Source organism: Enterobacter cloacae complex sp. AR_0002, from assembly GCF_001922365.1.
GTDB lineage: Bacteria > Pseudomonadota > Gammaproteobacteria > Enterobacterales > Enterobacteriaceae > Enterobacter > Enterobacter hormaechei_C.
In genome coordinates this window covers 1,696,306-1,722,386 of the sequence record NZ_CP018814.1, presented here as the reverse complement: position 1 = coordinate 1,722,386, position 26,081 = coordinate 1,696,306, and the positions used below count along the sequence as shown (strand labels likewise).

Annotated in this window: 23 protein-coding genes; 11 read left to right on the top strand and 12 right to left on the bottom strand. The window is 55.0% G+C overall.

The genetic code is table 11. The features are described from left to right. The first annotated feature begins 18 nt into the window (after nt 1–18). From ycfP to AM329_RS08485, 3 genes are all read left to right on the top strand, one after another. Nucleotides 19–561 carry an alpha/beta hydrolase YcfP gene (gene ycfP, locus AM329_RS08495; RefSeq protein ID WP_006809239.1) on the top strand — a complete coding sequence of 181 codons (543 nt, stop codon included), beginning with the start codon at nt 19–21 and terminating at the stop codon, nt 559–561. Between the two features lie 236 nt (nt 562–797). Continuing rightward, nucleotides 798–2,102 (top strand): NAD(P)/FAD-dependent oxidoreductase, encoded by a 1,305-nt coding sequence (locus AM329_RS08490; RefSeq protein WP_022650789.1) that lies wholly within the window; start codon nt 798–800, stop codon nt 2,100–2,102. Nucleotides 2,103–2,295: 193 nt separating this feature from the next. Next, entirely contained in the window at nt 2,296–2,835 is a 540-nt protein-coding gene (locus AM329_RS08485) for a glycine zipper 2TM domain-containing protein (RefSeq protein WP_017384715.1), read from the top strand. 59 nt (nt 2,836–2,894) lie between these two features. Here the strand turns inward: AM329_RS08485 and comR are convergent, their stop codons facing one another. Beyond that, entirely contained in the window at nt 2,895–3,530 is a 636-nt protein-coding gene (gene comR, locus AM329_RS08480) for a TetR family copper-responsive transcriptional repressor ComR (RefSeq protein ID WP_022650790.1), read from the bottom strand. A 245-nt stretch (nt 3,531–3,775) separates the two neighbouring features. Between comR and bhsA the strand changes: the two genes are divergently transcribed. Further along, nucleotides 3,776–4,033 (top strand): multiple stress resistance protein BhsA, encoded by a 258-nt coding sequence (bhsA, locus tag AM329_RS08475; RefSeq protein WP_006809234.1) that lies wholly within the window; start codon nt 3,776–3,778, stop codon nt 4,031–4,033. Nucleotides 4,034–4,110: 77 nt separating this feature from the next. Here bhsA and AM329_RS08470 read toward each other — a convergent pair whose 3' ends face one another. The 3 genes from AM329_RS08470 to AM329_RS08460 all read right to left on the bottom strand — a co-directional run bounded on the left by AM329_RS08470 (nt 4,111) and on the right by AM329_RS08460 (nt 9,886). Further along, the gene (locus tag AM329_RS08470; RefSeq protein WP_022650791.1) at nt 4,111–5,076 is read right to left on the bottom strand and encodes a L,D-transpeptidase family protein; all 966 of its coding nucleotides are present in this window, start codon (nt 5,074–5,076) and stop codon (nt 4,111–4,113) included. Nucleotides 5,077–5,220: 144 nt separating this feature from the next. Beyond that, nucleotides 5,221–8,667 carry a transcription-repair coupling factor gene (mfd, locus tag AM329_RS08465; RefSeq protein ID WP_023315819.1) on the bottom strand — a complete coding sequence of 1,149 codons (3,447 nt, stop codon included), beginning with the start codon at nt 8,665–8,667 and terminating at the stop codon, nt 5,221–5,223. A 145-nt stretch (nt 8,668–8,812) separates the two neighbouring features. After that, on the bottom strand, nt 8,813–9,886 hold the full coding sequence (locus AM329_RS08460) for an acyltransferase family protein (protein ID WP_023324461.1): 1,074 nt from the start codon (nt 9,884–9,886) through the stop codon (nt 8,813–8,815). Nucleotides 9,887–10,142: 256 nt separating this feature from the next. Here AM329_RS08460 and lolC point away from each other — a divergent pair, with 256 nt between their 5' ends. From lolC to cobB, 5 genes are read left to right on the top strand one after another with little or no spacing between them, the layout of a single operon-like run. Continuing rightward, nucleotides 10,143–11,342, top strand: coding sequence for a lipoprotein-releasing ABC transporter permease subunit LolC (lolC, locus tag AM329_RS08455; protein WP_017384712.1), 1,200 nt, complete (start codon nt 10,143–10,145; stop codon nt 11,340–11,342). Further along, a complete protein-coding gene (lolD, locus tag AM329_RS08450) occupies nt 11,335–12,036 on the top strand; it encodes a lipoprotein-releasing ABC transporter ATP-binding protein LolD (protein WP_015570809.1) in 702 nt (233 codons plus the stop codon). The genes lolC and lolD overlap by 8 nt, the downstream gene beginning before the upstream one ends. Beyond that, nucleotides 12,036–13,280 (top strand): lipoprotein-releasing ABC transporter permease subunit LolE, encoded by a 1,245-nt coding sequence (gene lolE / locus AM329_RS08445; protein ID WP_003857918.1) that lies wholly within the window; start codon nt 12,036–12,038, stop codon nt 13,278–13,280. Before lolD ends, lolE begins: the two co-directional genes overlap by 1 nt. A gap of 54 nt (nt 13,281–13,334) precedes the next feature. Further along, nucleotides 13,335–14,246 (top strand): N-acetylglucosamine kinase, encoded by a 912-nt coding sequence (gene nagK / locus AM329_RS08440; protein ID WP_022650795.1) that lies wholly within the window; start codon nt 13,335–13,337, stop codon nt 14,244–14,246. 14 nt (nt 14,247–14,260) lie between these two features. After that, nucleotides 14,261–15,082 (top strand): Sir2 family NAD+-dependent deacetylase, encoded by an 822-nt coding sequence (gene cobB / locus AM329_RS08435; RefSeq protein ID WP_022647760.1) that lies wholly within the window; start codon nt 14,261–14,263, stop codon nt 15,080–15,082. A 34-nt stretch (nt 15,083–15,116) separates the two neighbouring features. Here the strand turns inward: cobB and potD are convergent, their stop codons facing one another. The 4 genes from potD to potA are packed head-to-tail and all read right to left on the bottom strand — an operon-like array spanning nt 15,117 to nt 18,925. Continuing rightward, complete coding sequence (potD, locus tag AM329_RS08430; RefSeq protein ID WP_032609006.1) at nt 15,117–16,151, bottom strand: spermidine/putrescine ABC transporter substrate-binding protein PotD; 1,035 nt, start codon at nt 16,149–16,151, stop codon at nt 15,117–15,119. After that, a complete protein-coding gene (gene potC, locus AM329_RS08425) occupies nt 16,148–16,939 on the bottom strand; it encodes a spermidine/putrescine ABC transporter permease PotC (protein WP_015570805.1) in 792 nt (263 codons plus the stop codon). Before potC ends, potD begins: the two co-directional genes overlap by 4 nt. Continuing rightward, nucleotides 16,936–17,793: a spermidine/putrescine ABC transporter permease PotB gene (gene potB / locus AM329_RS08420; RefSeq protein WP_017693625.1), complete on the bottom strand. Its 858-nt coding sequence runs from the start codon at nt 17,791–17,793 to the stop codon at nt 16,936–16,938. The genes potC and potB overlap by 4 nt, the downstream gene beginning before the upstream one ends. Then, nucleotides 17,777–18,925 (bottom strand): spermidine/putrescine ABC transporter ATP-binding protein PotA, encoded by a 1,149-nt coding sequence (potA, locus tag AM329_RS08415; RefSeq protein WP_166714835.1) that lies wholly within the window; start codon nt 18,923–18,925, stop codon nt 17,777–17,779. The genes potB and potA overlap by 17 nt, the downstream gene beginning before the upstream one ends. Before the next feature lie 237 nt (nt 18,926–19,162). Here potA and pepT point away from each other — a divergent pair, with 237 nt between their 5' ends. Beyond that, nucleotides 19,163–20,386, top strand: a complete 1,224-nt coding sequence (pepT, locus tag AM329_RS08405) for a peptidase T (protein ID WP_023315823.1) — start codon at nt 19,163–19,165, stop codon at nt 20,384–20,386. A 92-nt stretch (nt 20,387–20,478) separates the two neighbouring features. Here the strand turns inward: pepT and AM329_RS08400 are convergent, their stop codons facing one another. The 3 genes from AM329_RS08400 to phoP all read right to left on the bottom strand — a co-directional run bounded on the left by AM329_RS08400 (nt 20,479) and on the right by phoP (nt 23,827). After that, nucleotides 20,479–21,600, bottom strand: a complete 1,122-nt coding sequence (locus tag AM329_RS08400; RefSeq protein ID WP_003857909.1) for a cupin domain-containing protein — start codon at nt 21,598–21,600, stop codon at nt 20,479–20,481. A gap of 91 nt (nt 21,601–21,691) precedes the next feature. Then, a complete protein-coding gene (gene phoQ / locus AM329_RS08395) occupies nt 21,692–23,155 on the bottom strand; it encodes a two-component system sensor histidine kinase PhoQ (RefSeq protein ID WP_015570801.1) in 1,464 nt (487 codons plus the stop codon). After that, nucleotides 23,156–23,827 (bottom strand): two-component system response regulator PhoP, encoded by a 672-nt coding sequence (gene phoP / locus AM329_RS08390; protein WP_026094318.1) that lies wholly within the window; start codon nt 23,825–23,827, stop codon nt 23,156–23,158. A gap of 394 nt (nt 23,828–24,221) precedes the next feature. Between phoP and AM329_RS08385 the strand changes: the two genes are divergently transcribed. Continuing rightward, the gene (locus tag AM329_RS08385; RefSeq protein ID WP_022650801.1) at nt 24,222–24,614 is read left to right on the top strand and encodes a hypothetical protein; all 393 of its coding nucleotides are present in this window, start codon (nt 24,222–24,224) and stop codon (nt 24,612–24,614) included. An 87-nt stretch (nt 24,615–24,701) separates the two neighbouring features. On the opposite strand, the gene purB is transcribed toward AM329_RS08385, so the two are convergent. Next, nucleotides 24,702–26,072 carry an adenylosuccinate lyase gene (purB, locus tag AM329_RS08380; protein WP_032609008.1) on the bottom strand — a complete coding sequence of 457 codons (1,371 nt, stop codon included), beginning with the start codon at nt 26,070–26,072 and terminating at the stop codon, nt 24,702–24,704. Nucleotides 26,073–26,081: the final 9 nt, after the last annotated feature.

Sequence of the window (26,081 nt, the reverse complement as noted above, 5' to 3'; positions counted from 1 at the left end):
GCGTAGCGTGGTGAGACGATGATCATCTATTTACACGGTTTTGACTCAAACAGTCCTGGTAATCATGAGAAAGTGCTGCAATTGCAGTTTATCGATCCGGATGTCCGGCTGATCAGTTACAGCACACGTCATCCGAAGCATGACATGCAGCATCTGCTTAAAGAAGTGGATAAAATGTTGCAGCTCAATATCGACGATCGCCCGCTGATCTGCGGCGTGGGGTTAGGAGGATACTGGGCAGAGCGCATCGGTTTTTTGTGCGATATCCGTCAGGTCATTTTTAATCCTAACCTGTTTCCGAACGAAAACATGGAAGGCAAAATCGATCGCCCGGAGGAGTACGCCGACATCGCCACCAAATGCGTGAGCAATTTCCGTGAAAAGAACCGCGATCGGTGTCTGGTGATCCTCTCCCGCAACGATGAAGCGCTGAACAGCTCCCGCGCCGCCGAGCTTCTGCACCATTACTACGAAATTGTCTGGGACGAAGAGCAGACCCACAAGTTCAAAAACATTTCCCCGCACTTGCAGCGTATTAAAGCCTTTAAAACGCTGGGCTGATCTCCCTGAACCTGATAAAGGCTCGGTACGTGAAAGCGTACCGGGCCTCTTTTTTGTCAGAGTTGTCTACTTTTAAACCATCAAAACTTGATACATATCAATTTTGGTATGACCAATGCGCCTGACGTGCTATTCTCAATGAATCTGAACGGTTTCAGCGCAGTAACCTGTTGTTAATTAAGGGTTATTTATATAACTTTTAATTAACAATTGGTTAATAATTTGAGGGGGTCACGTTGACTACGCCATTGAAAAAGATAGTGATTGTCGGCGGTGGTGCTGGCGGACTGGAGCTGGCGACGCAGCTGGGTAAGAAACTGGGTCGCGGTAAGAAAGCCAAAATCACGCTGGTGGATCGTAACCACAGCCATCTGTGGAAGCCGTTACTGCACGAAGTGGCGACCGGGTCGCTGGATGAGGGCGTGGATGCGCTCAGCTATCTGGCGCATGCGCGTAACCACCACTTCCAGTTCCAGCTGGGTTCGGTGGTGGATATCAATCGTGAAAACAAAACCATCACGCTGGCTGAGCTGCGTGATGATAAAGGCGAGTTGCTGGTTCCTGAGCGCAAGCTGGCCTATGACACGCTGGTGATGGCCCTGGGCAGTACCTCCAATGATTTCAACACCCCAGGCGTAAAAGAGCACTGCATCTTCCTGGATAACCCGCATCAGGCGCGTCGTTTCCATCAGGAGATGCTTAACCTGTTCCTGAAGTACACCAACAACATGGGTGCTAACGGCAAGGTCAACATTGCTATCGTGGGCGGCGGCGCAACGGGCGTTGAATTATCGGCGGAGTTGCACAATGCGGTCAAGCAGCTGCACAGCTACGGCTACAAAGGGCTGACTAACGAAGCGCTGAATGTGACGCTGGTGGAAGCAGGTGAACGCATTCTGCCTGCGCTTCCGCCGCGTATTTCCGGCGCGGCGCACAACGAGCTGACTAAACTGGGCGTGCGCGTGCTGACCCAGACCATGGTGACGAGCGCGGATGAGGGCGGCCTGCATACCAAAGACGGCGAGTACATCCAGGCCGACCTGATGGTCTGGGCTGCGGGGATCAAAGCGCCTGATTTCATGAAAGATATCGGTGGGCTGGAGACAAACCGCATTAACCAGCTGGTGACAGAGCCGACGCTGCAAACCACGCGCGATCCGGACATCTTCGCCATCGGCGACTGTGCCTCCTGCGCACGTCCGGAAGGCGGATTTGTACCGCCTCGCGCTCAGGCTGCGCACCAGATGGCAAGCCTCGTGCTGCATAACATCCTGGCGCAGATAAAAGGCAAACCGATGAAAGCCTATGTCTACAAAGACCACGGCTCTCTGGTGTCGCTCTCAAACTTCTCCACCGTGGGCAGCCTGATGGGTAACCTGATGCGCGGCTCCATGATGGTGGAAGGGCGCATCGCCCGCTTCGTGTACATTTCTCTGTACCGTATGCACCAGATTGCGCTGCACGGCTACTTCAAAACCGGCCTGATGATGCTGGTTGGCCGCATCAACCGCGTGATCCGTCCACGCCTGAAGCTGCACTAATTTCTCTCTCCCTCCGGACCCTCCGGAGGGAATTCTTAGCACATCATGCTGTGCATTTCCCTCCTGACGCTTAAGAGTTCTCTTAAACCCACGTTGTCCCGGCCAACAACCCTGATTTTGATCCTTTATCTTATTGGCGAAGCGTTTATTGCGCTGCAAAATTGCTACCAATTGCAACAAAGGAGGAAGTCCCGTGAATAAATCAATGTTGGCGGGTATAGGGATTGGCGTCGCAGCTGCGTTAGGTGTGGCTGCCGTTGCCAGTCTGAACGTACTTGATCGTGGCCCGCAGTATGCGCAGGTGGTTTCCGCTACACCGATCAAAGAGACGGTCAAGACGCCTCGTCAGGAGTGCCGTAATGTTTCTGTCACCCATCGTCGTCCAGTTCAGGATGAAAACCGTATCGCTGGCTCCGTGCTGGGCGCGGTTGCTGGTGGGGTGATTGGTCATCAGTTTGGTGGCGGCCGTGGTAAGGATGTCGCGACGGTGGTTGGTGCGCTGGGTGGCGGTTATGCCGGTAACCAGGTACAGGGCGCGATGCAGGAAAATGATACCTACACCACAACGCAGCAGCGCTGTAAAACCGTGTATGACAAGTCTGAAAAAATGTTGGGCTACGACGTAACCTACAAAATTGGCGATCAGCAGGGCAAAATCCGCATGGATAAAGATCCTGGTACGCAGATCCCTCTCGACAGCAATGGTCAGCTGATACTGAATAACAAAGTGTAAAAAAGATGTTCTCTGAACTTAGCTCCTCATGCGCTCAGGCTGAGGAGCTTTTTTTTGCGTCAGAGTTTAAGAAGTTCAGGCCACAGGCGCAGCGTTGTGTGCGTAATCCCCTGCAATTTTTCCAGCGTCGCGCCTTCACGGGCGCTGATGGACATCCCCTGTAAAATACAGCTCAGATACTGGGCCAGCTCCTGCGGACGGCAATGCGCCGGGATTTCGCCGCGCAGCTGACGCTGAGCCAGAAACGTGCTGAGCGTCTCCTCCTGCATCGCATGTCGCGATTTGACCGTGTTGGCAATCTCTTTAGAGGATGCCGCGAGGGTCGCGGAGGTGTTGATCATAAAACACCCCGCAGGCGTGTCCTTGCTGGTATAGCAGGTCGCGATTGCCGTGAAATAATCCTGTAATGCCTGCTCAACCGTTTTTTCTTCACAGAATAGCTGGGCTTCATGTTTTGCCGCGAAGCGCGAGATGTATCTGTCCAGAACGGCCCGGAATAAGCCTTCTTTGTTGGTGAACTCTGCGTACAGGGTAGGGGCTTTAGCACCCGTAGCTTCCACGAGATCGGAAAGCGACGTGGCTTCATACCCATGCTGCCAGAAGAGCGTCATGGCCTTATCGAGCGCCGCATCCCTGTCGAACACTTTTGGTCGGCCACGGCTTTTCTTTGCGCAACGCGTGACATCGGTTGTCATGTGCCGTTGGTCCTCTGTTGTTTTGTTGAATAGTCATTATAAAAATAAACGTCTGCAACGACCAGCGGTGATTTCTGAAAAATAATTTAATTTTATCTTTTTGAAATATAAGGCAAATGAAATTAATTTAACGATCATTATAAAAATGAGTTGACGTGTGACCTGGATCACATCTATCATTTACCTATCGATCGTTAACTAAATAACTAACGACCACTACATCATCTGCCTAAAGGTATAAAATCATGAAAAACGTTAAAACCCTCATCGCTGCCGCCGTTCTGAGTTCACTCTCTTTCGCAAGCTTCGCTGCTGTTGAAGTACAATCCACTCCAGCAGACCAGCAGAAAGTCGGTACCATCTCTGCCACTGCCGGGACTAACCTGGGCTCTCTGGAAGATCAGCTGGCGCAAAAAGCTGACGAAATGGGTGCGAAATCATTCCGCATCACCTCTGTGACCGGTCCTAACACCCTGCACGGTACCGCAGTTATCTACAAATAAGCGTAACGCAACCCTCCGTTATGCCACTGCAATAAAAAACGCCCTGCTGATGCAGGGCGTTTGTCGTTATTGCTGCTTTACATTGACTGCTGAGCAACCTCATGATGCCGCGTAACATCGGTTGGCATCCCCGAACGTGCTTCCATCGCCCGCTCCATCACTGCGCCATCGGTGTTGGCATTCGTTTTAAAGCTCACCATTGAGGCATTCAGATTAATCGGCAGCGTCTGCGGATCGTCATTGATGTTTTTCGATAGCGGCTGGTGGATCTCAACCAGACGGACGCCACCTGGCTCTTCAGACACTTTAATCGGCGTATTAATGATATTCACTTTCGTGCCAGGGGCGATCACGCGGTAGAGCGTTTTGATATCGTCATCGCGCAGGCGAATGCAGCCGGAGCTGACGCGCATCCCGATCCCGAAATCCGCATTCGTTCCGTGCAGAAGATAAACCCCACCATATGCCGCCAGGCGAATTGCATGATGTCCCATCGGATTATCCGGGCCAGCAGGTACCACGGCGGGCAGGTCGATACCTTGAGCTTTATAACGGGCGCGAATGTTTGCCGTCGGGGTCCAGGTAGGATTAGCGCGCTTATCAGAGACGGTGGTGACCATGGTAGGTGTGAGCGTATCGCCCCCCAGTTGACCAATACCGATAGGGTAGACGGTCACTTCGTTCTTGCCCGGCGGGTAGTAATACAGACGTAGCTCGGCGAGGTTAATCACAATGCCCTGACGCGGCGCGTCCGGCAGGATGGTTTGCAGCGGAATCGTCAGTACGCTGCCCGCCCGGGGCACGTACGGATCTACGCCCGGGTTGGCCTGCAACAGCGCCAGGAACCCGACGTTATATTTTTTGGCAATCGCTTCCAGCGAGCCGCCATCGTTTTCAACCACGTGAAAGCGGTTTTCACCTACGACGTTGCTGCCGGCGGGCGGAAGAGGCCAGGTATTGGCGCGAGCAGGGAGCGCGACGGCAACCGTCGCGGCCAGCGCAACCAGAGTTAACCAGCGGGTAAAACGCGAAGAAATCATCATTATGATAATCCATACAAATGATAAGGTTATTGTTTTATAAGGCGTTAATGATAATTATGGCGAATGTATAGTCGGGAAGATCGGGCGAAGTGCAAAGAGTTTGTAAATTGTCCCCCACCAGCCGGGCGCTGGCGGGGGAAACCGTTATGCGATGGCGTTCTCTTCCAACTGACGCATAAAGTTACGCACCCAGTCCATGCGGGTTTTACGTTCCGTCAGATCCTGAGTAAATTTCAGACGCGTAGGGCCATCAAGACGGAAATGCTGCGGCTGTTTTTGCAGGAGGCCAATCAGCCACATCGGATCGACGTGGTTCTTTTCGGCAAACTCAATTACGCCGCCTTTCTCATTGCCTTCAAGTTTGCGAATGCCCAGCTTCTGCGCCTGCTGACGCAGGCGGGCAATATCCAGCAGGTTGCGCGCCGCATCGGGCAATATCCCAAAACGGTCAATCAGTTCGACTTTGATCTCTTCCAGCTCGCCTTCGCTTTTCGCGCTGGCAATGCGTTTGTAGAACGACAGACGGGTATTCACGTCAGGAATAAAATCATCCGGCAGCAGGGAAGGCATGCGCAGTTCCACTTCGGTCTGCTGGCTGGTGAGATCTTCCAGAGACGGTTCACGTCCGGCTTTAAGCGCGTCGACGGCATTTTCCAGCAGCTCCATATACAGCGAGAAACCGATGGTTTCCATGGAGCCGCTCTGGTCTTCACCCAGCAGCTCACCGGCGCCGCGGATCTCCAGGTCGTGGGTCGCCAGCGCAAAGCCAGCGCCCAGATCTTCCAGCGAGGCGATCGCTTCCAGACGCTTTTGCGCGTCGGTGGTCATTGCCTTCGGATGCGGCGTCAGCAGCCAGGCGTAGGCCTGATGGTGCGAACGCCCGACCCGCCCGCGCAGCTGGTGCAGCTGAGCCAGGCCGAAGTGATCCGCCCGTTCGATGATGATGGTGTTCGCCGTCGGAATGTCGATTCCGGTCTCAATGATGGTGGTACACACCAGCACGTTAAAGCGCTGGTGGTGGAAATCGTTCATTACCCGCTCCAGCTCGCGCTCGCGCATCTGGCCGTGACCAATGGCGATGCGCGCTTCCGGCACCAGCTCTGCCAGCCTGTCGGCGGCTTTCTGAATATTTTCAACGTCGTTGTACAGGTAATAGACCTGGCCACCGCGCAGCACTTCGCGCAGGATCGCCTCGCGCACCACCAGATTGTCGTACTCGCGAACAAAGGTTTTCACCGCCAGACGGCGCGCCGGTGGGGTAGCGATTATCGACAGATCGCGCATGCCGCTCATCGCCATGTTCAGGGTGCGCGGGATCGGCGTTGCGGTCAGGGTCAGAATGTCGACGTTGGCGCGCATCGCTTTGATGCGCTCTTTGTGGCGCACCCCGAAGCGGTGCTCTTCGTCAACGATCAGCAACCCCAGATCTTTCCACTTCACGTCACTTTGCAGCAGCTTGTGAGTGCCGATCAGAATATCAATTTTGCCTTCACTTGCCTGTTCCAGGATCTGCGTCTGCTCTTTGGCACTGCGGAAGCGGGACAACATTTCGATACGTACCGGCCAGTTGGCGAAGCGGTCGCGGAAGTTGTCGAAGTGCTGCTGGGCAAGAAGGGTGGTCGGCACCAGCACCGCCACCTGCTTGTTGTTCTCAACCGCCAGGAAAGCGGCGCGCATCGCCACCTCGGTTTTACCGAAGCCCACGTCGCCGCAGACTAAGCGATCCATCGCCAGCGGCTGGCACATGTCGCTCAGCACGGCGTTGATGGCCTGGGCCTGATCCGGCGTAGTTTCAAACGGGAAGCTGTCGCAGAACAGCTGGTACTGCTCTTTATCATGCTTAAACGCATACCCTTCTTTGGCCGCACGCTGAGCGTAAATATCCAGCAGCTCGGCGGCCACGTCGCGCACTTTTTCCGCCGCTTTCTGGCGTGCACGCGCCCAGGCATCGCCGCCCAGCTTGTGCAGCGGCGCATTCTCTTCCGCGCCCCCGGCGTAGCGGCTGATCAGATGCAGGGACGACACCGGAACATACAGCTTGGCGTCGTTAGCGTAGGTCAGCATCAGGTATTCACCTTTGATGCCACCTGCTTCGAGGGTGGTCATCCCCTGATAGCGACCCACACCGTGTTCCAGGTGAACAATCGGCTGACCGGGGTGCAGTTCGGCCAGGTTGCGGATCAGGGTGTCCGGGTTGATGGTGCGACGGCTGTCCTGACGACGGCGCGCGACGCGCTCGCCCAGCAGGTCGCTTTCACATATCAACGCCAGGTTATTGAGCGTATCAATGAATCCGTGCTCGGCGGCGCCGATCATCAGGTAACGGCCATTTCCGGTCGCTTCGCTCAGGCGAAGAATACGCTTTGGCGCGACTTTGATCCTTCCCAGCAGTTCGCCCAGCGCTTCACGGCGACCTTCACTTTCAACGGAGAAGACCACCGGCCCGGTGAAGGACTCAAGAAACTTGCGCAGATTATCGAGCGGGGATTTCTGCTGCGCCTGAACGGCCAGGTCAGGCAGCATCCGGAAGGCGAGGTTAGTGTTGGCGGCCTTATCGGCAAGCGAATCGGTTTTGAGCTGCATACGCGGCCAGCGTTTCAGCTCGGCGTTGAGCTCGTCGGTACGCAGCCACAGCATTTCCGGCGGCAGCAGCGGACGCATCGGGTCAACGCCCCGGTTTTCAAAGCGGGCACGCGTTTCGCTTTCAAAGCGGCTGGCGCTGGCGTCGATATCCCCGGTGTTAACAATCAGCGTATTTGCCGGGAAGTAGCTGAACAGCGCCGGCAGCGGTTCGTTAAAGAAAAGGGGCTGCCAGTACTCGATCCCGGCCGGAAGGGTGCCTTTGCTGACCTGCTGGTAGATATGTTCGGCATCACGCTTCACGTCGAACCTGTCGCGCCACTGGCTGCGGAACAGTTCGATGGCGGTTTTATCCGTCGGGAACTCATGGGCGGGCAGCAGATTAATAGAGTCCACTTCCTCCAGCGTGCGCTGGGTGTCGGCGTCGAACACGCGCAGGCTGTCGATCTCATCATCGAAGAAATCCAGACGGTACGGCTGGTCGCTGCCCATCGGATAGAGATCAAGCAGCGCACCGCGCGTCGCGTATTCGCCGTGCTCCATCACCTGATCGACATGTCGATAGCCGGCTCCATCCAGCTGCACGCGCAGGGCATCGCGCGACAGGCGCTGGCCTTTTTTCATCACCAGCGCATGGCCGTGCAAATAGCTGTGCGGGCAGACGCGCTGCATCAGGGTATTCACCGGCACAATCAGCACGCCGCGCTGCATGGTGGGGAGCTGATACAGCGTCGACAGGCGCGAGGAGATGATCTCCTGGTGCGGAGAGAAACTGTCGTAGGGAAGCGTTTCCCAGTCGGCCAGGCTGAATACCAGACTGTCGGTGAACTGACGAATTTCGTCGTGCAGGCGCAGGGCGTTTTGCATGTCCGGGGCAACCAGCACCACCGGCCCTGGATGCCGCTCGGCAATTTCCGCCACCAGCGTGGCGCAGGCCGCGCCTGTCAGTTCGCCCAGCTGGCGTTGGTCACCTGCTTTTACAGGCAAGGAAAAACGATAGTGTTCAGGCATGGCTATGTCAGAGTCTCTTGGGGATATACCAACAGTATTGGGGCATATCACTGATACGCAATGTCTTTATTATCCTCGATCGTTATGCATAAGCAAATCGTAACCGCACAAGAGGGAAAGTGCCCCCGGATGGGGGCCGAGGAGATTAACGGGTAGCAGTCTGTGGAGAAAGCCGCGCGGGAGGGGAGAAGAAAAGGTCGCCAAAGAGGGCGGTTGAGAGCTTACGTGCCCCCAGCCCAACCAGCGTGCAGACGAGCAGGCTGATAAACGGATAGACCAGAATCAGCGTTAACTCCGCCCAGATCGGCCAGTACGCCGCATTCATTTCGCGAATCAGGAGCAGGCTAAACGCCTCAATTAAAATGCGGTGGGTGGTATAAATCGCGATGGTGTTTGAACCGATGACGTTCAGCAGATTATTGGGATGAACGGCATAACGCTGCTCGAAGCTGTAAAAGAGCTTCATGATGACTACGATCGACAGCAGTGAGAGCGGCAGAGGAACATTAGCGAACCACAGCACTACCGACACCGCGCCAGAGGCGATAAGTACCAGCCAGCTGCGGCGCAAATTCATCCCTTTCATCCACGCCATCAACTGCGCGCCGTACCATGCGCCGAGGCTGTAGTAGATCATGTTGCGCACCACGCTGTTCATTCCCCACCACGGTAACGGCAGGAAGTTGATGGCGATGCTTGCCAGCGCCAGAATCCCCAGCATCGGCAGTTTCCAGCGGCTCAGCAGCTTACAGAGCGTAAAGTAGACCACTAACGCGTACAAATACCACAGGCTGGTGCTGGCCGTGAGCATTCCCAGTACAAACCCTGAAACGGAATCGGCGTAGGCCGCATTGGATGCTGTCGCCAGTTCTCGCTCGGGGGCGAGCCAGGCATTCAGATGGGTCAGCGCCTGCCATTGCAGGACGCCCCACAGGGCCAAAACCCAGACGATGCTCCAGATCCGCTTGTCGAGACTGGTGCGCCAGTTCACCTCGTCAATATAACGACGGATCAAATAGCCGGAGATAAAGAAAAACACCGGCATACGGAACGGGGCAAGGTAAAGATTAAAGTAGACCCAGCATTTGGCGAGCAGGCCCGATAACGGATGCTGTAGCCCGTCAAGGTGAGGATAAAAGGTGATCACCGAGTGGTAAATTACCACCAGGCAGATGCACAGGCCTTTTATCTGGTTAATCCATAATGCTTTTTGTTTCATGGTGCGTGACGACCTTGTTGCCATAAACGAAACGCCGATTGTTGTAAAATGAAGCCCTGATGTAATGGGTAACAGTCTGTATCAGGACGATTTTCGGAAAAGGTGGAGACTGTCTGGCGGAAGTTCAGTCAGTAGCATGATGATTTATCTGAATTTTTCGGAAAAATGATTACCGAATCTTACGGTTTCAGTCATTTACGCTTAACGGATTCGCTTATATACTCGTGGGTCTGCTATCAGCAAACAGACGGATTTCATGTATCAACCTGTCGCACTCTTTATAGGCTTACGTTACATGCGTGGGCGCGCCGCGGACCGCTTCGGTCGCTTTGTCTCCTGGCTTTCGACTATTGGCATTACGCTTGGCGTGATGGCACTGGTGACGGTGCTTTCCGTCATGAACGGCTTCGAGCGCGAGCTGCAAAACAATATCCTGGGGCTGATGCCGCAGGCCGTTCTCTCTTCCACTCAGGGTTCCGTTAATCCGCAACAGCTGCCGGAAAGCGCGGTGAAGTTACAGGGTGTCACGCGCGTTGCGCCGCTCACGACGGGCGATGTGGTGCTGCAAAGCGCCCGTAGCGTGGCGGTCGGGGTGATGCTGGGTATCGATCCCGCGCAAAAAGATCCGCTGACGCCGTTCCTGGTCAATGTGAAACAAACCGACCTGGAAGCGGGTAAATACAACGTCATCCTCGGCGAGCAGCTTGCCGGGCAGCTCGGGGTCAACCGTGGCGATCAGCTGCGCGTGATGGTGCCGTCAGCCAGTCAGTTTACGCCGATGGGGCGTCTGCCAAGCCAGCGCCTGTTCAACGTGATTGGCACGTTTGCGGCGAACAGCGAAGTTGATGGTTACCAGATGCTGGTGAACATTCAGGACGCCTCGCGTCTGATGCGCTACCCCGCGGGAAATATTACCGGCTGGCGTCTGTGGCTTGATGCGCCGCTGAAGGTGGATACCCTTAGCCAGCAGACGCTACCGGAAGGGACGAAATGGCAGGACTGGCGCGACCGGAAAGGCGAACTGTTCCAGGCCGTGCGCATGGAGAAAAACATGATGGGGCTGCTGCTGAGCCTGATCGTGGCCGTTGCCGCGTTTAATATCATCACCTCGCTCGGGCTGATGGTGATGGAGAAGCAAGGCGAAGTCGCCATTCTGCAAACCCAGGGGCTGACTCCGCGCCAGATCATGGCGGTATTTATGGTCCAGGGTGCCAGCGCCGGCATCATCGGCGCGCTGCTCGGCGCGGCGCTGGGGGCGCTGCTCGCCAGCCAGCTCAACAATCTCATGCCGATTATCGGCGCGCTGCTTGATGGCGCGGCGCTGCCGGTGGCTATCGAGCCGCTCCAGGTGGTCGGTATTGCGTTGGCCGCGATGGCCATTGCGCTGCTTTCTACGCTTTATCCTTCCTGGCGGGCTGCCGCCACTCAACCCGCTGAGGCTTTACGTTATGAATAAGATCCTGTTGCAGTGCGACAACCTGTCCAAACGCTATCAGGAAGGCACTGTGCAGACCGACGTGTTGCACAATGTGAGTTTTAGCGTGGGCGAAGGCGAGATGATGGCGATTGTCGGCAGCTCCGGCTCCGGTAAAAGTACGCTGCTGCACCTGCTTGGCGGGCTGGACACGCCAACCGAAGGCGATGTGATCTTCTCCGGGCAGCCGCTGAGTAAAATGTCGTCTACGGCGAAAGCCGAGTTGCGTAACCGTGAGCTGGGTTTTATCTACCAGTTCCACCATCTGCTGCCGGACTTTACGGCGCTGGAAAACGTCGCAATGCCGCTGCTGATTGGTAAAAAGAAACCCGCGGAAATTAATGCCCGCGCCAGCGACATGCTAAAAGCGGTAGGGCTGGGTCATCGCGGGAATCACCGTCCGTCTGAGCTTTCAGGCGGTGAGCGTCAGCGTGTGGCCATCGCCCGTGCGCTGGTCAACAACCCGCGCCTGGTGCTGGCGGATGAACCGACAGGTAACCTCGATGCGCGTAACGCAGACAGCATTTTCCAGCTTCTCGGCGAACTGAACGCCGCGCAGGGAACCGCGTTTCTGGTGGTCACCCACGATTTACAACTGGCTAAGCGGATGGGGCGTCAGCTGGAAATGCGCGACGGTCGTCTGAATGCTGAACTGACGCTGATGGGAGCGGAGTAATGGCTTCACCGTTATCGTTACTCATCGGGTTACGCTTTAGCCGCGGTCGTCGCCGGAGCGGGATGGTTTCCCTTATCTCCGTGATCTCCACCATCGGTATCGCCCTGGGCGTGGCGGTGCTGATTGTGGGCTTAAGCGCCATGAATGGCTTTGAGCGTGAACTGAATAACCGCATTCTGGCCGTTGTCCCTCACGGTGAAATCGAGCCGGTTAACCAGCCGTGGTCCAACTGGCAGGATGCCCTGAACAAAGTGGAAAAGGTGCCCGGCATTGCGGCGGCTGCACCTTACATTAACTTTACCGGGCTGGTAGAGAGCGGGGTAAACCTGCGCGCCATTCAGGTGAAAGGGGTAAATCCTCGTCAGGAAGAGCGTCTGAGCGCGCTGCCGCGCTATGTGCAAAATGGCGCATGGGCAAACTTTAAGGCCGGCGAGCAGCAGATTATCATGGGCAAAGGCGTTGCCGATGCGCTGAAGGTGAAGCAGGGCGACTGGGTCTCGATCATGATCCCGAACGCCAGCGCTGATCACAAATTGCAGCAGCCTAAGCGCGTACGTCTGCACGTCACCGGTATTTTGCAGCTGAGCGGCCAGCTCGATCACAGCTTCGCGATGGTGCCGCTGGAAGATGCACGCCAGTATCTGGATATGAGCGACAGCGTGACGGGCATTGCCATTAAGGTTAACGACGTCTTCAACGCCAATAAACTGGTGCGTGACGCTGGCAGCGTGACGAATAACTATGTCTACATCAAAAGCTGGATCGGCACTTACGGGTATATGTATCGTGATATCCAGATGATCCGCGCGATTATGTATCTGGCGATGGTGCTGGTGATTGGGGTGGCGTGTTTTAATATCGTCTCGACGCTGGTGATGGCCGTTAAGGATAAGAGCGGCGACATCGCCGTGCTGCGTACCTTAGGGGCGAAAGACGGTCTTATTCGCGCCATCTTCGTCTGGTACGGTTTACTGGCGGGGCTGTTTGGCAGCCTCTGCGGCGTGGCGATCGGCGTGGTGGTTTCCCTTCAGCTGACGCCGATTATCAACGGGATTGAAGCGCTTATTGGCCATCAGTTCCTGTCAGGCGATATCTATTTTATTGACTTCCTGCCGTCTGAACTGCACTGGCTGGACGTTATTTATGTGCTGGTTACAGCACTTTTACTGAGTCTGCTGGCAAGCTGGTATCCGGCGCGTCGCGCTAGCCGAATTGATCCGGCGAGGGTATTAAGTGGCCAGTAATTTCGTCATGGTTTAGCGGTCTTTTGGCCGCTGAATCAAACAGAGGAATGCATCATGTATTACGGATTTGATATTGGCGGCACCAAGATTGCGCTCGGCGTGTTCGATAAAGATCTTAAGCTACAATGGGAAACCCGCGTCCCCACGCCGCGCGAAAGCTACGATGAATTTTTAACCGCCATAGCCGCGCTGGTGGCGCAAGCGGATGAACGCTTTGGCGTCAAAGGCAGCGTTGGCATTGGTATTCCGGGTATGCCCGAAACCGACGATGGCACGCTGTACGCGGCCAACGTGCCTGCCGCCAGCGGCAAACCGCTGCGGGCCGATCTCTCCGCGCTCCTTGAACGCGATGTGCGTTTAGATAACGATGCCAACTGCTTCGCGCTCTCTGAAGCCTGGGATGATGAATTCCGTCGCTTCCCGCTGGTGATGGGGCTGATCCTCGGAACGGGCGTCGGTGGCGGGATTGTCATTAACGGTAAGCCCATTACCGGGCGCAGCTATATTACCGGCGAATTTGGCCATATCCGCCTGCCGGTGGATGCTCTGGAGGTCGTCGGACGTGATTTCCCGCTGACCCGCTGCGGCTGTGGGCAGCACGGCTGTATTGAGAACTACCTGTCAGGCCGCGGGTTTGCATGGCTTTACGAACACTTCTATCATCAGAAACTTGAGGCCCCTCAAATCATTACCCTGTGGGAGCAGGGGGATGCGCAGGCGCGTGAGCACGTCGAGCGCTATCTGGATCTGCTGGCGGTGTGTCTGGGGAATATCCTGACTATCGTCGATCCGGATCTGCTGGTGATCGGGGGAGGGCTGTCAAATTTCACTGCGATTACGGAACAGTTGTCCGGGCGTCTGACCCGACATTTATTGCCGGTCGCCCGCGTGCCGCGCATTGAGCGTGCGCGACACGGGGACGCAGGAGGCATGCGCGGAGCCGCATTCCTTCATCTCACCGATTAGTTTACGAGGTTATTATGCTGTCGCGTCGCCAGGGTCGACTCAGCCGTTTTCGCAAAAATAAACGCCGCTTACGTGAACGCCTGCGTCAGCGGATCTTTTTCAGAGACAGGATGATGCCAGAAGCGATGGATAAACCCAGAGTGGTGGTGTTGACCGGTGCGGGGATCTCCGCCGAATCCGGTATTCAGACTTTCCGCGCAGCGGATGGACTGTGGGAAGAACACCGAGTTGAAGATGTGGCGACGCCGGAAGGTTTCGCCCGCGACCCGGCGCTGGTGCAGGCGTTCTACAACGCCCGCCGTCGCCAGCTTCAGCAGCCGGAGATTGCGCCGAATGCGGCGCACCTGGCGCTGGCAAAGCTGGAGGAAGCGCTGGGGGATCGTTTTCTGCTGGTCACGCAGAACATCGACAATCTTCACGAAAGGGCCGGAAACCACAACATCATTCACATGCACGGCGAACTGCTCAAGGTGCGGTGCGCATGGAGTGGTCAGGTGCTGGAGTGGAAAGAGGACGTGCTGGACGAAGACCGCTGCCACTGCTGTCAGTTCCCTTCGCGTCTGCGTCCGCATGTGGTCTGGTTTGGCGAAATGCCGCTGGGAATGGATGAGATCTACAGCGCCCTGGCCATGGCGGACGTCTTTATCGCCATTGGTACTTCGGGACATGTCTATCCGGCGGCGGGATTTGTTCACGAAGCGCGACTTCAAGGTGCCCATACGGTGGAGCTTAATCTGGAGCCAAGCCAGGTCGGGAGTGAGTTTGAAGAGAAACATTACGGTCTGGCGAGCGAGGTGGTGCCAGCCTTTGTGGATAAACTCCTGAAGGGGCTATAAGAGTAACGGGCGACATTGCGTCGCCCGTTATGCATTAACGGCCTGCTTTTAGCTTCTGATAATATTCTTCATACAGGCGGCTCGCGTCACCGACGTCGTTCTGCCATTCCCCTTTGCTGATGGTTTCAGCGTCCGGATAAAGCGATTTATCATTTGCCACTTCAGGGCTTAAAAGCTTCCGTGCGGCCAGGTTTGGCGTCGGGTAGCCGATAGTTTCCGCCACCTCTTTTGCCACATCCGGGCGCAGCAGGAAGTTGATCAGCTTCAGGGCACCCTCGACGTTTTTCGCATTCGCCGGGATCGCAAGGCTGTCCATCCAGAATATGCCGCCCTCTTTCGGCCAGACCACCACCAGCGGCGTCCCGGCCTGACGCGCCACAAACGCAGAGCCGTTCCAGACCATCCCCAGATTCACTTCACCTTCCATATACGGGTTAGCCGGGTTATCCGAGTTGAACGCCGCCACGTTTGGCATCAGCTTTTTCAGTTCGTTATACGCTGCTTCGATTTCTTTCGGATCGGTGGTGTTGCCGGAATAGCCGAGTTTACGCAGCGCCACCTGGAACACTTCGCGCGCATCGTCGGTTAACAGCAGGCTGCTTTTGTATTCCGGCTTCCACAGGTCAGCCCAGGATGAAACCGTTTTGGGATCAATGGCATCGCTGTTGATGCCAATTGCCGTCGCGCCCCAGATGTACGGAATGGAGTAGTCGTTGTTCGGGTCGAACGGCTTGTTTAGCATCTCAGGATCGAGGTTAGAAAAATTCGTTAGCTTCGTTTTGTCGATCTTCTGGATCATGCCTTCTTTGCGCATCTTGTCGACGAAATAGGTCGACGGCACCACCAGGTCATACGCGCCATCTTTATAGGTTTTGAGCTTGGCGTACATGGTTTCATTCGACTCGTAGGTCGAATAGATCACCTTGATGCCTGTCTCTTTGGTGAACTGCTCCAGCAGGCCCGGCGGCACATACTCGGTCCAGTTGTAGAAATAGAGCGTTTTGCTGTCATCAGCATGCGCAGCGCCCATTCCGAGCACCAGTGCCGCAGCGGCAAGCATTTTTTTCATTTCTGTGTCCCCTGAGATTTTGTTTTATCACGAGCAATAACCTGGCTGGCAATCACCAGAACCAGCGATAACACCAACAGAATAGTCGCCAGCGCGTTCACTTCGGGTGAAACACCGACTTTAACCATTGAGTAGATCTTCAACGGCAGAATTTCATAGCTCGGCCCGGTGACGAAGGAGGACACGACCACGTCGTCCATCGACAGGGTAAAGCTGAGCAGCCATCCTGCTGCCACGGCGGGCATCGCCAGCGGCAGAATGATTTTGCGCAGAATGGTCATCTCGCTGGCACCCAGATCTTTCGCCGCTTCCAGCATGCGTACGTCGAACCCTTTCAGACGCGCGTAGACGGTTACCACCACAAACGGCAGACAGAAGGTGATATGCGAGAACAGCAGCGACCAGAAACCGAGCTGGACGCCCAGCAGCATAAACAGCACCAGCAGTGAAATGGCCATCACGATATCCGGGGACATCATCACCACAAACAGCATGCCGCTGACGAACGGCTTACCGCGAAAACGGTAGCGGTACAGCGCCACGGCGGTCAACGAGCCAATCAGCGTCGCGAAGGTGGCAGAGAATACCGCCATTGTCAGCGAGTGCTGAGCGGCCTGTAGCAGGCTGTCATTGTTCATCAGCAGGCCATACCATTTGGTGGTAAACCCTTGCCAGTTGATCCCGAAGCGCGAGCTGTTAAAGGAGTTCACGATCAAAATGATTATCGGAATATAAAGATACGCATAAATGGCGGTCATAAAACCACCGCGAAGCAGTCGACCGATCATTCCAGCTCCACCTTCTTATTCAGCAGGCGTGAGGCACGCCAGTAAACCAGCAGCATCAGCCCCATCACCACCGTCAGCGTTATGCTGGTGGCCGAGCCGAACGGCCAGTCGCGAATGTTAAGGAACTGGCTCTTAATCACGTTACCGATCAGCAGGTTTTTCGCCCCGCCCATCAGGTCCGAGACGTAGAACAGCCCCATCGCAGGCAGCATGACCAGCAGACAGCCGGCGATAATACCCGGCATGGTCAGCGGAATAATGATGCGGACAAAGGTTTGTAACTTACTGGCGCCCAGGTCTTTCGCTGCTTCCAGCAGCGGTTTATCGAGCTTTTCAATGCTGGAGTAGAGCGGCATCACCATAAACGGCAGCAGGATATAGACCAGGCCGACAATCACCGCGCCCGGGGTGAACATGATGCGGATCGGCGTCTCGATCACCCCCAGCCACAGCAGAAACTCGTTCAGATAACCTTTGGTGCTGAGGAAGATTTTCAGCCCGTAGATGCGGATTAACGAGTTGGTCCAGAACGGCACAATCAGTAAAAACAGCAGCAGCGGCCGCACTTTTTGCGGCAGGCGGGCCAGGAACCAGGCGAACGGATACCCCAGTACCAGGCAGGCGAGGGTGGCAATCAGCGCCATATTGAGCGAGTGCAGCAGCACGTCAAAATAGAGCGGATCGAGCAGGCGCGCGTAGTTGTCCAGCGTAAAGACCATCGCCACGAAGTTCGCGTCGTCGCGGGTCAGGAAGCTGGTCACGATGATCATCAGGTTGGGAAGAAAGACAAACAACACAAGCCAACCGACGATCGTGGCAATCACCACATTCTGGAACTTACTTGTGTTCTTCATCAGCCAGTACAACCTCCCAGCTTTCTACCCAGTTGATGACCATTTTCTGATCCAGCGAGTGGTCGAAGTCCGGATCGTCCTCGTTAAAGAATTCGCTGACCATCACCATTTTGCCGTTTTCCAGTTCGACCACGGATTCGAGGGTCATCCCTTTGTAGTTACGTTCGCGAACGTAACCGATCAGACCTTCGACGTCAGCCGTGTCGTGGATCTCATCAACGCGGAGATCTTCCGGGCGCAGCAGGACGTTGAGCCTTTGCCCCTTTTCCACGGCAAAGTTAACCGTGATGTTGCATTCGCGGCCTTCCACGTTCGCGCGCACGCGCTGCTCGTCCAGACGCTCAATCACCGTGGCGTTGAAAATATTGATTTCACCAATGAAGCTGGCGACGAACAGGTTTTTCGGCTCTTCGTAAATTTCACGCGGGGTGCCATCCTGCTCAATCTTGCCGTCGCGCATCACCACGATACGGTCTGACATGGTCAGGGCTTCTTCCTGATCGTGCGTGACAAACACGAACGTAATGCCGAGCTTACGCTGAAGTGCTTTCAGCTCGTTCTGCATCTGCTTGCGCAGCTTGTAGTCCAGCGCGGAGAGGGATTCATCCAGCAGGAGCAGGCGAGGTTTGTTGACCACGGCGCGGGCAATGGCCACACGCTGCTGCTGACCACCGGAAAGTTGATGAGGCTTGCGCTGGGCGAATGCCTCCAGCTGCACCATGCGCAGGGCTTCGGTAACCCGAGGCGGGATCTCGCTGGCCGGTGTTTTTTGCATCCGCAGGCCAAACGCCACGTTCTCAAACACGGTCATGTGCGGGAACAGGGCATAGCTCTGAAAGACGGTATTGACGTGGCGATCTTCGGCAGGAACCTGGGTAATGTCCTGGTTCTCAAGATGGATATGGCCGTTATCGACGCTTTCCAGCCCGGCGATAAGGCGCAGGACGGTGGTTTTGCCGCAGCCGGAGGGGCCGAGCAGCGTGAGAAACTCACCGTCATTGATGGTCAGATTAAGGTCGGAAATGACATCTTTGCCATCGAAACTTTTACGAATTCGTTCCAGTTGCACCAGCGGTGAAAGGGAACGGGGTTGTGTATTCAATTTTCGCGCTGTCCCATATAGACGCCTCAGGCAGCAGACTGAAGCGGGGTTTGTGTGTAACCACCTTGGTGACTCGTAATGAGGGCGGACATTCTACGGCAAACCCATTGAATCGCCAATCCTTCTCACTTATTCATAAGCTACATTTATTAACGCAGAACGATATAAACGTAAAAAGTTCTCGTTTGCGGGATAAAAGTGACCTGACGCAATATTTGCGTTTTGCTGCTTAATGATAATGTTGTCACAAAAAGTGAGGGTGACTGCATGGATAAACTACTTGAGCGTTTCTTACATTACGTTTCGCTGGATACCCAATCTAAGCCGGGGGTCCGACAGGTGCCAAGCACCGAAGGCCAGTGGAAGCTGCTAAATCTGCTGAAAGAGCAGATGGAGGCTATGGGGTTGGTTGACGTCACGCTCAGCGAAAAAGGGACCGTGATGGGAACGCTGCCGGCGAATATTGACGGCGATATCCCGGCAATTGGCTTTATTTCTCATGTCGATACCTCACCTGATTTTAGCGGTAAACACGTTAATCCGCAGATTGTTGAAAACTACCGCGGCGGTGATATAGCACTGGGCATTGGCGACGAAGTGCTGTCGCCAGTGATGTTCCCGGTACTGCATCAGCTGCTGGGGCAGACGTTAATCACTACCGACGGCAAAACCTTGCTGGGGGCCGATGACAAAGCGGGCATCGCCGAGATCATGACGGCGCTGGCGGTGCTGAAGGGCAAAAATATCCCGCATGGCGATATCCGCGTGGCCTTCACGCCGGATGAAGAGGTTGGAAAAGGCGCGAAACACTTTGACGTTGAGGCGTTTAACGCGCAATGGGCCTACACCGTTGACGGTGGCGGCGTGGGTGAACTTGAGTATGAAAACTTCAACGCGGCATCGGTAACGATCAAAATCGTCGGGAATAACGTGCACCCGGGCTCTGCGAAAGGAGTGATGGTGAATGCACTGTCGCTGGCTGCGCGTATTCATGCGGAAGTGCCCGCCGAAGAGAGCCCGGAGATGACGGAAGGGTATGAGGGTTTTTATCATCTGACCAGCATCAAGGGGACCGTGGACAGCGCGCAGATGCACTATATTGTCCGCGATTTCGACCGCAAAGCCTTTGAAGCGCGCAAGCGTAAGATGATGGAGATCGCGAAAAAAGTCGGCAAGGGGCTACATCCGGATTGCTATATTGAGCTCATCATCGAAGACAGCTATTACAATATGCGCGAGAAGGTGATGGAACATCCGCACATTCTTGATATCGCCCAGCAGGCGATGCGCGATTGTGACATCGAGCCGGTGATGAAACCGATCCGTGGTGGAACCGATGGTTCACAGCTGTCGTTTATGGGCCTGCCGTGCCCGAACCTGTTTACCGGTGGATATAACTACCACGGCAAGCATGAGTTCGTGACGCTGGAAGGGATGGAGAAAGCGGTGCAGGTGATTGTGCGGATAGCGGAGTTAACCGCGAAGCGGTAAAAAAAGCCCGGTGGCGCTTCGCTTACCGGGCCTACAGGAACGGCTTTTGTAGGCCGGGTAAGGCGTAGCTGCCACCCGGCAAACATCATGGTTCAGTCCTCAAAAAACCAGTACCCGCTGTTAACCAGCGCGGCCAGCATGGCGAGGAAGGAGGGATCGTCCAGCGCGTCGCCAAAGGTATCCGCAGTCAGCACCATATGGCTGGCAATCGCTTCCAGCGCCGGGCGATGCGGAGAGTCCAGGCGCTCGCCGTTGACGAATACCTCTTCGCCAATGCGCAGTACACGTAATCCGCCCAGACGAACCAGCTTATCGCCCTGCTGGAGCGCATCATAAATTTCATCTGCCTGATAAGGCGGCTCTGGCGGTGCGACGTCCAGTTCGTGACGCGACTGGCTGATAAACTCGCCAAACCACTGTCTGAAGTGCTCCGGTTCGTTGATCAGATCCAGCATCATCCCGCGCAGCTTATCCAGCTCCTCTGGCAGAATATCCGCCGGATGCTCACGCGCCGGAACGTCCGGATCGCTGTAACGGTAACTGCCCAGCTCACGCTGTAAAACATAGTCAGCAAATCCGCTGATCATCTCGCGCCCGCTTGGCGCGCGGAAACCAACCGAATAGTTCAGCGAGTTTTCCAGGGAATAACCTTCATGCGGGAAGCCCGGTGGGATATAAAGAATGTCACCTGGCTCCAGCTCTTCATCAATGATCCCTTCAAACGGATCAACCTGGAGCAGATCCGGGTGCGGGCAGTGCTGTTTCATTGGCACTTTTTCGCCCACGCGCCAGCGACGGCGACCGGTACCCTGAATGATAAACACGTCGTACTGATCCAGATGCGGACCCACGCCGCCACCGGGAACGGAGAAGGAGATCATCAGATCGTCCATTCGCCAGTCTGGCAGGGCGCGGAAGGGACGCATTAAGGCTGCGGTAGGTTCGTGCCAGTTGTTGACCGCCTGCACCAGTAAAGACCAGTTGTTTTCGCCCAGGTGATCGTAGCTTTCAAAGGGACCGTGGCTGACCTGCCATTTCCCGTCCTGGTGGCTTACCAGACGGCTGTCTACCTCGTTTTCCATCGCCAGACCAGCGAGTTCGTCAGGAGAAATAGGGTCGATAAAATTGCTGATCCCGCGTTTAAGAACGACCGGGCGTTTTTGCCAGTAACGTTCAATAAAGTCGGGCCAGTTAAGCGTTAATTGATAATCCATATTTATGTATTCCGCAGGCTCTTACTGAGTCGGATTATAACGGAAGCCCCGCTCCCTGGCTGCGAGATCCGCGTATTTTTCACATTCCGGGTCAACTATCGTTCGATACGGGATGCTGGCGGCCAAAAATGACTTCCATCCGGGCTCCGCCCAGCAAACTTTCACCGGTTTCAATCTTGCCCTCGTACTGATCGACAATTTCCCTGGCGACGGATAATCCGACGCCCTGGCCTGGCCGCAGCGTATCGGCGCGCTGGCCGCGATCGAACACCACTTCGCGTTTATTACGGGGAATGCCAGGACCATCATCCTCAACGATAATATGCAGTTCGTTATCCGTTACCCGCGCGGAGACCTCGACAAACTCCAGACAATATTTGCAGGCGTTATCGAGCAGGTTTCCCATCACTTCCATAAAGTCATTCTTCTCGCCAACAAAGCTAATTTCCGGTGAGATATCCAGACTGATGTTGACCCCTTTACGCTGGTACACCTTGTTCAGCGCCGAGGTGAGGTTATCCAGCAGCGGGGCTACCGGGTGCAGTTCACGGCTCAACAGAGCGCTTCCGGAGCGCATGCTCGCGCGGTGCAGGTAATAGCCGATCTGCTGTGAAATACGGCTGATTTGTTCCAGCATCACCGGCTCTGCATCATCCACGCTCATTTTCGAACTGCGCATGGAACGCAGGGTACTCTGCATCACCGCCAGCGGGGTTTTCAGGCTGTGCGTAAGGTCGGTGAGCGTCGTGCGATACTTGTCGTAGCGTTCACGTTCGCTTTTCAGCAGGCGGTTGAGGTTGCGCACCAGGCTGGTCAGTTCGCGCGTAGTTTCCGGGTTCAGCTTCTCGCGGTGATGTTCTTCCAGCTCGCGCACCTCTTTGGCAAGGGATTCAATCGGGCGGAGGCTCCACCATGCAGCAACCCACAGGAGAGGGATCACCAGCAGCAGGTTGGCAGCCAGAACATACACAAACCAGTTCCAGACCATATATGAGCGTTTCAGCTCAACCGGGATGGTATCGATCACCACAATGGTTAACTGCGGCATGTTCAGGGTGGCGGGATAAAGGTTGATGGCCACAGAGTGGGTCATCTCCGTGTCGTCATCTTCGGCACGGATCTCATTAAGCTTGATCTGTAAGGCGCGATCGTCACGCAGCAGGCTGCTGGTGGAGTTGAGATCGGCTTCTATTTCATGAAAACCGTTGGTTTTCAGCCATTCCGGACGGATGCGCTTTTTCAGCCACGGGACATCGCGCTGGGCCCACAGCAATTTCCCTTTTTCATCGTAGATCAGCGCCAGCGTCGGGCTCTGCTGATTCAGGTTTTCCGGCATCTCGACGGTGATTCGGTTGTTCTCCCACTTCGCCAGGGTATAAAACAGGTTACTTTCGCCGCGAAGCAGGCGGAAGGTGGTTTTATCGAAGCTCACGCTATACCCGACCAGCGCCACCATCCCGTAAGAGAGCGACAGCACCAGCACGACGGCGGCGGTTGCCAGCAAAAAGCGAACCCGCAGCGAAAGGGGTAAAATGTGACGCAAAATCCCTTTCATTTAGCGTAATTCAAACAGGTAGCCCTGACCACGCACGGTGGTGATCACGTCATGCGGGTACTGCGCCTGAATTTTTTTACGCAGGCGGCCCATCAGCACGTCAATGGTGTGGCTTTCGCGCAGTTCGGCATCCGGATAGAGCTGAAGCATCAGGGAATCTTTGCTCACCACTTTACCGTTGTTACGGATCAGCGTTTCCATGATGGTGTATTCGAATGCGGTCAGCTTGATCACTTCATCATTAATAGAAAATTCGCGGCGGGAGAGATCCACCTGGAATGGCGGCAGAGAGATCACCTGCGACGCCAGCCCGCTGTTGCGGCGCAGAAGCGCCTGCATACGCGCGGCGACTTCTTCAATATGGAAGGGTTTAGTCACGTAGTCATCCGCGCCAGCGCTCAGGACTTCAACCTTGTCCTGCCAGCCTTCACGGGCAGTTAGCACCAGCACCGGCAGGGAAACGTCATGGCTACGCCAGCGGCGGATAAGGGACAATCCGTCTTCATCCGGTAGCCCTAAATCGACAATGGCGATGTCCGGCAGGTGTTCATTGAGATAATAATCGGCCTCTTTTGCGTCTTCAGCATCGTCCACCTGATGACCCATCTCCTGAAGTTGAACTTTCAGGTGATGGCGTAGCAATGCGTTATCCTCAACAACCAGTACGCGCATCATCATTTCTCCCTTTATAAATGGTATGAATAGTTTAACGCTGATTATTCAGGTTGACACCAGCGCGATGAAATTAAATGATTTTTTTGCATGCTCCAGAACACAGGGGGCATGACGCCAGGCGCGGGTAATATAAACGGACTTGTTTTCGCAAGCTTCTGCAATCCGGATAAAACAGCCATCCGTTTATGAAATGTTGAAGGCGAGTCGCTTTTTTGACAGAAGGGTCACGCCAGTTTTGTAAAGATTGCCCTTTTTTTTGTAAGGATGTTCTCACTATGTATGCCTTTGTCTATGCTTATTTTATGGTACGAAATTAGATTTGCATAAGATGTGCCAGAAAAGCAGCATTTTTACACGACAAAACAGCAATATAGCGAGTAAAGAGGGTTTTATGGAATGGAAGGTTGTTGAGACTATTGCGAGCCCGGAAAGCGGAACTATCTTTTGCAAAGTTGAAACACAGTATGGCCTGAATTATATCCTGTGGTTAAAGGGAGATTATTACGTTCGTACAGGTGAAATCATCACCACCTCAAACCAGGGGATCCTGATTAACGATCGACGCCGTAGAGTATGGATAGCGCAGGCAATGCCCTTTACATCCATAGGCTGGATGGGGTTCAAACAGAAAAACGCGTGTCCAGGCAACCGGCAAGAGATGGATCGTCCGTGCACGGCTGAAACCCCGTGCCAGTTCAAACTGTGCCCGTTCGGCTTAAAACGGTATATTCCGGAAAGTTATTCCACGACGAAAATTAACAACCATCCTGACGGCAGGCTTTAATCCCGGCAAAACAGGTAATGTGACGTGAAAACATCAACTCGATGATGTAAAACAGCCCCCTTTCCGGATGGAAAGGGGGAAGGGCGATTACTCTAGCTCGTCAACCATAGTAATGGCGCGGCCAATATAGTTTGCCGGGGTCATCTCTTTCAGGCGCGCTTTTTCTTCTTCTGGCAGCGCCAGACCGTCGATAAACTGTTTCATACCTTCAGCATCAACGCGTTTACCGCGGGTCAGCTCTTTGAGTTTCTCGTACGGTTTTTCAATGCCGTAACGACGCATCACGGTCTGAATCGGCTCCGCCAGCACTTCCCAGTTGTGATCCAGCTCGTCCAGCAGACGGTCGCGGTTAACTTCCAGTTTGCTCACACCTTTCAGGGTGGACTGGTAGGCGATCAGCGCGTAGCCAATACCTACGCCCAGGTTACGCAGCACCGTGGAGTCAGTCAGGTCGCGCTGCCAGCGGGATACCGGCAGCTTGCTCGCCATATGCTGCAACACGGCATTCGCCAGACCCAGGTTACCTTCGGAGTTTTCGAAGTCGATTGGGTTCACTTTGTGCGGCATGGTGGACGAACCGATTTCCCCGGCGATGGTTTTCTGCTTGAAGTGGTTCAGGGCGATGTAACCCCATACGTCACGATCGAAGTCGATCAGGATGGTGTTGAAGCGCGCAATGCAGTCAAACAGCTCGGCGATGTAGTCGTGCGGCTCAATCTGGGTGGTGTACGGGTTCCACTGGATCCCCAGAGAGGTCACAAACTCTTCGCTGAACTGGTGCCAGTCCACTTCCGGGTACGCGGCGATGTGGGCGTTGTAGTTACCCACCGCGCCGTTGATTTTGCCGAGGATCTCAACCTGCTCCAGCTGACGATACTGGCGTTCCATGCGGTACGCCACGTTCGCCATCTCTTTACCCATGGTGGATGGGGTTGCAGGCTGGCCGTGAGTACGGGACAGCAGCGGAATGTCGCGGTATTCCACGGACAGCGCTTTCACCGCATCAATGATTTTACGCCAGTAAGGGAGTACCACCTCTTTCCGCGCGGTAGAGAGCATCAGCGCGTGAGACAGGTTGTTAATATCCTCAGACGTACAGGCGAAGTGAATAAATTCAGATACCGCGTGCAGGGCAGGGACGCATGCCACTTTCTCTTTCAGAAAGTATTCAACTGCTTTCACGTCGTGGTTGGTGGTGCGTTCGATGGTTTTAATGCGCGCGGCATCTTCTTCGCTGAACTCAGCAACGATTTTATCAAGGTAATCGTTTGCCTTTGCGTCAAAAGCAGGAACTTCCTTGATTGCTGTCTGGGCGGCCAGCTTTTGCAGCCAGCGTACTTCAACCTGAACACGGAACTTCAGCAGGCCATATTCGCTGAAGATCCCGCGCAGCGCGCTGACTTTATCGCCGTAGCGTCCATCGACAGGGGATACGGCGGTCAGTGAGGATAATTCCATAATTCGCAA